Below are 7,412 nucleotides of genomic sequence, written 5' to 3'. Positions count from 1 at the left end.
GGCGACGCGGTGGGTGTAGCGCGAGAGATAGGCCAGCACAGCATGCGGCCCGGCGAAGGGCGGCTTGGCATAGACCACCCAGCGCTTCTTCCGGATCGGCGACAGATGCCGCAGGAAGGCCTTGCGTGTCGCGAGGCCCGCCAAGGTGCTGAAGAAAGCCAGCTTGCCAGCATCGAACAACGCCAGCAGGCGCGTAAGGAACAGCCGACGGAACAATGCGCCCAGCACGCGCACCGGCAGCAGGAATGCGGGGCGCGACGATATCCACCGCGTGCCGTCAAGCGCGATGCCGCCGCCGGGTACGATCATGTGCACATGCGGATGGTGCGTCAGCGCCGATCCCCACGTGTGCAAGACAGCGGTGATGCCGATCCGCGCGCCGAGGTGTTTGGGATCAGCGGCGATGGTCAGCATGGTGTCCGCAGCCGCGCGAAACAGCAGATCATAGACCACCGCCTTGTTCTGCCATGCTATATCCGCGACCTCTGCGGGCACGGTGAAGACGACGTGGAAGTAGATGGGGTGGTTGCCGCCCTCCCCAGACGGCATCGCAATGTGCCAGGTTAGTGGTGTTGAGGCCACTGAGCGGAAAGGACGGCAACCGTGTCAAAGGATACGATGATCGGCGTGGATTTGGCCAAATCTGTTTTCCAGCTGCACGGCGCATCGATGACCGGGCAGCCGACGTTTCGAAAGAAGCTGTCGCGGCAGGGTTTCGCTGAGTTCATGGCCAAGCAGCCTCCTACCATTGTAGTCATGGAAGCTTGCGGCAGCGCGCATTACTGGGCGCGCGAGATGAGCAGGCGCGGCCATGAGGTGAAGCTGATCGCTCCGCGTTACGTGAAGCCCTTCGTCAAGCGGCAGAAGAACGACGCGGCGGATGCCGAAGCCATCGTGATCGCTGCACAGCGGCCGGAGATGCGTTTCGTCGAGCCCAAGTCTGCGGAGCAGCAAAGCCGTACCATCCTGTTTGGCGCTCGAGAGCGGCTGGTCCACCAGCGCACGGAGCTGGTGAACGCTCTTCGAGCGTGCCTCTACGAATTTGGCCATGTCGTTCCGCTGGGAATTCACCAGCTGGGCAGGATCAAAGGCATCCTGGATGAACCAAACAGCGACCTGCCCGAACTGATGCGCGAGGAGTGCGGCGATCTGATAAAGCAAATTGCCGAGAAGACGGTCCGCATCGATGCCCGGACGGCAAAGATCAAGGCTCTCGCAGCTGAAGCGGATACTGCGCGGCGCTTGCAGACAATCCCGGGAGTTGGTCCGTTGACCGCCCTGGCTGTCGAAGCCTTTGCTCCACCAATGGAGAGTTTCCGCTGCGGCCGCGACTTTGCCGCCTGGCTTGGCCTCGTCCCACGCCAATTCTCCTCTGGCGGGAAAGAACGGCTCGGTCGGGTATCGAAGGCGGGGCAGAGCGATATCCGGAGACTTCTGTTTATCGGAGCAATGTCGCGCCTGAACTGGCTCGGCCGAAAATCAATTCCGGAAGGCTCGTGGCTGGCACGCATCGCAGCGCGAAAGCCCAGGATGCTTGTCGCGATCGCCTTGGCCAACAAGATGGCGCGGACAATCTGGGCTATGTTGACGAAAAACGAGGATTACCGAGATTCGGCGCAGGCAGCCGCAGCATGATCGACATGCCGCAAAAACTACCTGACGCCGGATAATGGGGGTGTGAGAAGGCGAAGGCTCGAATGGGCACAATGATCGAACAGATCTGGATCAGGAAAACCAGCCGGTTGGCATGAGCGATCAAGCTCGGGAAGTAGATTTGGACCTGATCCGCAGATCACCATACTGGCCCGCGGCTTCTGCAAAATGCCGCATAGGAAGGCCTGACAGAAGACCGCACTCGATCACGCGCGCATTCGATCAAAACCCTCTTGCACATCGGGCGGCAACCACAGAAGCCCACCGGCAACAGGTCGGCCTCACGCGCGGCCAGCCAGGTGCGCGCGGCCGCGCCCTGACACTTGGGGCAGTGCCGGTTGCGGCAGGAGTTGTAGGCGATCCGCCAATGCCCGCAGTCGTCGCAGGCCTCGACGTGACTGCCCAGCGCGGCGGTGCGGCAGTTCTCGATCGCTGTCATGACCTTGAGCTGGCCAAGGCTCATATGTCCGGCATGGGCCACCCGATAGGAGGGCCCGGCGCTGCGAAAGATATCGGCGACCTCGAGCGAGGCGCGCACGGGCTCAGCCGGGAGGTGCTCTGCCTTCCATCAAAGCCACGATTTGGTCGAGCGGGCTGGCCACCGCGCGCATGGTCTTGCTCGAAACCTTGGTATAGATGGCGGTGGTGTCGATGTTGGTGTGGCCCAGCAACACCTGGATGACGCGGATATCGACACCCTGCTCAAGCAGGTGAGTGGCAAACGAATGCCGCAATGTATGCGGGCTCACCCGCTTGTGGATCCCGGCGAACTCGGCCGCCCCATGCACGGCGCGGTTCAACTGGCGCGCCGAGATCGGATCCGTGCAGTTGCGGCCCGGGAACAGCCAGCCATGAGGTAACATCACTCCGCGGCGTTTGCCTTCACGCCACCATTGCCGCAGCAAATCCAGCAAATGCGGTGAGAGCATCGCGTTACGGTCCTTGCGTCCCTTGCCTTGCTCGACACGGATGATCATGCGCTCGCTGTCGATGTCTCCAACCTTGAGGTGGGTGACCTCCGACACACGCAGGCCCGCACCGTAGGCCACGCTGAAAGCCGCTTTGTACTTGATGCCTGGCGCTGCCTCGATGAGCCGCGCGGCCTCTTCGACGCTCAGGACATCTCGAAGCTTGGGTTCACACCGTATGACGGAAAGGCCCAGCGCAATCTCCGGCCGCTTGAGCGTCATGGTGAAGAGGAAGCGCAGAGCCGATACTGCGGCGTTGATTGTCGCCGGTCCAACGGCGCGCCGATGCTGGTCGAGTTGAAATCGCCGGAGGTCTTCTGCGTTTGCGGTGTCGGGAGGGCGGCCCAGAAACGCGGCAAAAGATCGGACGTGCCGAATGTAGTCCTGCTGCGTATGCGCCCCAAGACCCCGAAGCTTCATATCCTGCAGCATCCGCTGGCGCAGTGAACCGATCGGGGCGGAAGTAATCGTCGTGTCCATGGTGAGTTCCTTTGCGTTGAAGGAACCTCACAATCTCATGGCGACTCCGCCTCGCCCAACGCCCCGCAATTGCAGCGCGACCCTAACCCGAGCGCCCCTCCCGCGGAGCGGGTTCGTCCATGTCTCACGATGCGGCGTTCGCTTCCTGCGGCACGCGACCAGTTCTCAGCCGCGTGAATGTCTGTTCCTGATAGAATCTGCCGTTGCAGACGCACGCAGCTGATTGGCCGTTCGCATGCCAGCATGCCAGGCTAAGGGCTCCCAGATTGCCCCTCATCTAGCCTCTCCAGCCAAGTAACGCTTTGCCCGTCTGCAACTTCCGACACCGCCACATGCGTCATTGCGCGTTTCGGCTTCGCTCCATGCCAGTGTTTCACGCCCGGGCCGATCCAAACGGTGTCGCCCGCCTTGATTGTCCGAACGGGTCCACCTTCCGCCTGCACCAGACCTTCACCGGCAGTCACGATCAGCAGCTGACCGAGCGGATGAACGTGCCAATTGGTGTGGGCGCCGGGCTGGAAAGTCACGGTGCCACCGCCAAGGCGGCTCTCACCTGTGCCCTTGAAGCGGGAAGTAACCACTGCAGAGCCGGTGAAGTTCGATGGGGGAGCAGCGGCGCGTGTCTGTCCCGGCGGCAAAATTCGGACACCCGACTTGGCCGCACCTCGAGACGCCTGTGGCGCTGCGGTAACCTGCACCGCGGCCATAGCCTTCGGCCAGCCTGCATAGAAAGCGAGGTGAGTAAAGGCTTCGACCATATCGGGCCTCGTCAGCCCGTTCTCGACTCCGCGCTCGACATGGAGTTCGAGTTGACCGGTGTCGCCGTTGGCAGCCATTGCAGCGATGGTAACAAGGCTGCGATCCCGCGGCGCCAAATCGGTGCGGCGCCATAGATCCCTGAACAGCACGCTATCGGTCAACCGCGCTAGCTTGGCCGCGGTCGGTGCGACCTGATCCTCCAACGATTTCGCGCGGGCCGTGGCGGATGCGGGCAGTGACGACGGCGCACTAGGGGGCTGTCGCAAGGCTCGCGCATCGATCTTCCGCTCCGCAAAGACTTGCTCGACGACATTGAGCGCCGAAACTGCATTCGGCCAGCCGGTATAGAATGCAAGGTGGGTGACTATGCCGGCCAACTCGGTAGGCTTGATGCCGTTGTCCAATCCGCGTCCGAGATGACCATTGAGCTGCGCTGTTTTCCCTGTCGCGACAAGAACGGAGATCGTAACCAAGCTGCGGTCGCGCGGGCTGAGCTCGGAGCGTTCCCAGATGTCTCCGTACAGCACGTCATCGGTATAGTCGGCGAGAGCGGGCGCGATGGCCTGCATGTTCTTCGGCGCTACAGACGGTCGCTCCTGGGCCTGCACCGGCGTGATCATCATTGCCGATGCCCCGAGTACGGCTTGGAGTATCTGTTTCATCATTCCTGTCCTTGAATTTGACCAAGCCAGCCCTTCACCTGGGTCATCGTCCGGCGCTCCTGATCCGCTTCCATGACGAACGGCGGCTTGATAATCGCGCCTGGGGCATGGCTGGCGAGCACAGCGAGGCTGTTGCCGAGGCCGTAGCCGCCATGGGTGATGAAGGGCCGGATCGTCTTGCCGCGTAGATCGTGGGCTTTGAGAAACGAGCGGATCACGGGCGGCGCGGTTTCTCCCCAGATCGGCAGGCCTAGGTAGACTTCGTCGTGGCTTGCGATATTGGCGACCCGCCCGGCGAGCGGCGGCTCGAAGCCGCTGTCGCGCTCACGCGTTGCCTGCGCAACGGTCTCCTCATAGTCCTCCGGATAAGGACGTGCGGGCCTGATCTCGAAGAGTTCGGCACCAAGCGCGCGCTGGATTGTGCCTGCAATCACCTTCGTATTCCCCGAGCGAGTGAAGTAGGTGACGAGGGTCCTGCCACCCTGTGCAGTGGGAGCAGGCGTTGGCTGCGCGCACGCTTCTGTGCCGGCCAGCGCCAGCGCGGTGGCGCTGGCGAGCATCGTGCGCCGGGAGAGTTCGTCGCCTCCTGTCATGACGGCGATCTTCCGCTTTTGCGCGGCGCTTCCACATCCGAGAACGCTTGCACAGCAGCGGGCAAGCGGGCGCCTCGCACTTCGATTGCGCGTACCGCCCGGTTGAGTTCGGCCGCCTCTGCCGGGGTAAAGCGCACCGCTGAGGCGCCGATATTCTCCAGCATGTGCGCCATCTGGGTGGTGCCTGGTATGGGCACAATCCAAGGCTTCTGCTCCATCAGCCATGCCAGCGCGACTTGTGCGGGCCTCGCCTGCTTGCGTTCCGCCCATTGTTTCAGGAGCACCACCAGAGCCAGATTGTGCGGCAGATTTTCCGGCGAGAACCGCGTCTCGTTGCCGCGGATGTCACCGGGAGCGAACCGTGTCTGCTCATCGATCGCGCCGGTAAGGAAGCCGACCCCGAGCGGGCTCCACGGGACGAAGCCAATGCCTAGTTCCTCGCAGACCGGCAGCACGGCCTTTTCCGGACCGCGCCAGAGCATCGAATATTCGTTCTGCACGGCGGTGACGGGTAGTTCGGCGTGTGCGCGGCGAAGTGTATTCAGACCCATCTCGCACAAGCCCCAGTGCAGAACCTTGCCCTGCGTCAGGAGGTCCTTGATCGCTCCGGCCACATCCTCGATCGGCACCTGAGGGTCGACGCGGTGCTGGTAGAGGAGGTCGATGCGATCGGTCTGCAAGCGCTTCAGCATGTTGTCGACAACTTGCCGAATGTGCTCGGGACGGCTGTTTAGACCGGGCAAACGTCTCCCGCTCTGCTGGTCGATGTTCCAGCCAAACTTGGTGGCGATCACGATCTTGTCGCGGAAGGGCTTTACGCCTTCCCCCAGGATGCGCTCGACTTCCCAAGGGCCGTAGGCCTCGGCGGCGTCATAGAAAGTTACACCGCGGTCGAATGCGGTGCGGATGATGTTGTGCATCTCGGGCCGGCTGGGGATCGTGGTGTGATAGGTGCGGCTCATGTTCTGCACGCCAAGGCCGACGCTCGACACCTCGAGCGACCCGAGCTTCCGGCGCCCGCTCGCTGCTGCAGGCTGGTGCTGCGGAGTGCCTTGATCAGCAAAGGCCGGAGTCGCGCAGCCGCCAAGTAATGGTGCGGCGACAATGCCGCCCGCCACACCAAGCAGTGTACGGCGATTGAGAGTGTTCTTTGTCTCGGACGTCATGGCAGCCTCCTTGTTCAGCGATTGACGAAGCGCTGGTGTGACGCGGGGTAGCGGTCGCCCACAACGCGAACGGTGCCCAGCGCCTGTTCGATCCTGGCGAGGTCCTCCGTCGTCAGGTCGACGTCGATCGCACCGAGGTTCTCCTCCAGGCGGTGGAGTTTCGTCGCGCCCGGAATCGGTACGATCCAGGGACGCTGCGCTAGCAGCCAGGCGAGTGCAATCTGAGCAGGCGTTGCGCCCTTCGATGCCGCGATCGACTTGATGAACTCGACGAACGCCTGATTGGCGGCAAGGGCTTCAGGCGAGAAGCGCGGCACGGTGCTGCGGAAATCGCCATCAGCGAAGGTGGCGGTCTGATCGATCTTGCCGGTCAGGAAGCCTTTCCCGAGCGGCGCGAATGGCACAAAGCCGACCCCGAGTTCTTCTAGCAGCGGCAGGATCTCGGCTTCGGGTTCACGCCACCACAGCGAATATTCGCTCTGCAACGCGGCAACTGGCTGCACTGCATGGGCGCGCCGGATTGCGTCTGGTCCAGCTTCGGAAAGGCCGAAGTGGAGGACCTTTCCGGCGTCGATCAGCTCCTTAACCGCGCCGGCAACTTCTTCGATCGGAACTTCGGGATCGACGCGGTGCTGGTAAAAAAGATCAATCCGATCCGTCCGAAGCCGCTGCAAGGCTTCGTCGGCGACCCGCCGGATGCGCTCGGGACGGCTGTCGAGTCCTTCGGACGGAACGCCGCTCTTGAACCCGAACTTGGTTGCAATCACCACTTGGTCGCGCACCGGCGCCAGCGCCTCGCCGATAACTTCCTCATTAAGGCCGGGGCCATAGGCTTCCGCGGTGTCGAAGAAGGTGATGCCACGCTCATGGGCAGCGCGGATGAGCTTAATGGCGTCTTGCCGATCGGTGGAGGGGCCGTAGCCGTAGCTCAGGCCCATGCAACCGAGACCGATAGCCGAGACCTCAAGCTTGCTTGTGCCGAGGGTGCGCTTTTCCATGCCAATGCTCCTGTCTTGCCGGCGCAGCGCGAGAACGCCTGCAGGCATCGACGTGCGATCCGGCCAATCTGTTGCTGGCATTATTTAGGGCTCGCTTGAGGCTGCGATTAGGCGATATAATCGGGAAAGCTAG

Annotated in this window: 6 protein-coding genes and 2 pseudogenes; 1 reads left to right on the top strand and 7 read right to left on the bottom strand. The window is 62.6% G+C overall.

Translation table 11 applies throughout. The features are described from left to right. Window positions 1-516: pseudogene (locus ABUH87_RS08730) on the bottom strand (IS91 family transposase); the annotation flags it as partial. Window positions 517-603: 87 nt separating this feature from the next. On the opposite strand from ABUH87_RS08730, the gene ABUH87_RS08725 reads away from it, so the two are divergent. Next, on the top strand, window positions 604-1,635 hold the full coding sequence (locus ABUH87_RS08725) for an IS110 family RNA-guided transposase (RefSeq protein ID WP_419956683.1): 1,032 nt from the start codon (window positions 604-606) through the stop codon (window positions 1,633-1,635). A 274-nt stretch (window positions 1,636-1,909) separates the two neighbouring features. Here the strand turns inward: ABUH87_RS08725 and ABUH87_RS08720 are convergent. The 6 genes and pseudogenes from ABUH87_RS08720 to ABUH87_RS08695 all read right to left on the bottom strand — a co-directional run. After that, a pseudogene (locus tag ABUH87_RS08720) lies at window positions 1,910-2,191 on the bottom strand (transposase zinc-binding domain-containing protein); the annotation flags it as partial. A gap of 4 nt (window positions 2,192-2,195) precedes the next feature. Continuing rightward, window positions 2,196-3,101, bottom strand: coding sequence for a tyrosine-type recombinase/integrase (locus tag ABUH87_RS08715; RefSeq protein WP_367772579.1), 906 nt, complete (start codon window positions 3,099-3,101; stop codon window positions 2,196-2,198). Window positions 3,102-3,352: 251 nt separating this feature from the next. Then, window positions 3,353-4,525, bottom strand: coding sequence for a (R)-mandelonitrile lyase (locus ABUH87_RS08710; RefSeq protein WP_367772577.1), 1,173 nt, complete (start codon window positions 4,523-4,525; stop codon window positions 3,353-3,355). After that, on the bottom strand, window positions 4,522-5,115 hold the full coding sequence (locus ABUH87_RS08705) for a flavodoxin (RefSeq protein WP_367772575.1): 594 nt from the start codon (window positions 5,113-5,115) through the stop codon (window positions 4,522-4,524). Before ABUH87_RS08705 ends, ABUH87_RS08710 begins: the two co-directional genes overlap by 4 nt. Next, on the bottom strand, window positions 5,112-6,281 hold the full coding sequence (locus ABUH87_RS08700; protein WP_367772573.1) for an aldo/keto reductase: 1,170 nt from the start codon (window positions 6,279-6,281) through the stop codon (window positions 5,112-5,114). The genes ABUH87_RS08705 and ABUH87_RS08700 overlap by 4 nt, the downstream gene beginning before the upstream one ends. Window positions 6,282-6,295: 14 nt before the next feature. Next, on the bottom strand, window positions 6,296-7,279 hold the full coding sequence (locus tag ABUH87_RS08695) for an aldo/keto reductase (RefSeq protein ID WP_367772569.1): 984 nt from the start codon (window positions 7,277-7,279) through the stop codon (window positions 6,296-6,298). Between the last annotated feature and the right edge of the window lie 133 nt (window positions 7,280-7,412).

This window comes from Novosphingobium rhizovicinum (assembly GCF_040813635.1).
In the GTDB taxonomy this organism is placed as follows: domain Bacteria; phylum Pseudomonadota; class Alphaproteobacteria; order Sphingomonadales; family Sphingomonadaceae; genus Novosphingobium; species Novosphingobium rhizovicinum.
The sequence above is the reverse complement of the archived record's forward strand: the minus strand, read 5'-3'. Positions and strand labels throughout refer to the sequence as shown.

Excerpts from the sequence above, each read along its gene's own strand:
- ABUH87_RS08710 (WP_367772577.1), bottom strand. The coding sequence starts at position 4,525 with ATGATGAAACAGATACTCCAAGCCGTACTCGGGGCATCGGCAATGATG.
- ABUH87_RS08715 (WP_367772579.1), bottom strand. The coding sequence starts at position 3,101 with ATGGACACGACGATTACTTCCGCCCCGATCGGTTCACTGCGCCAGCGG.
- ABUH87_RS08700 (WP_367772573.1), bottom strand. The coding sequence starts at position 6,281 with ATGACGTCCGAGACAAAGAACACTCTCAATCGCCGTACACTGCTTGGT.
- ABUH87_RS08695 (WP_367772569.1), bottom strand. The coding sequence starts at position 7,279 with ATGGAAAAGCGCACCCTCGGCACAAGCAAGCTTGAGGTCTCGGCTATC.
- ABUH87_RS08705 (WP_367772575.1), bottom strand. The coding sequence starts at position 5,115 with ATGACAGGAGGCGACGAACTCTCCCGGCGCACGATGCTCGCCAGCGCC.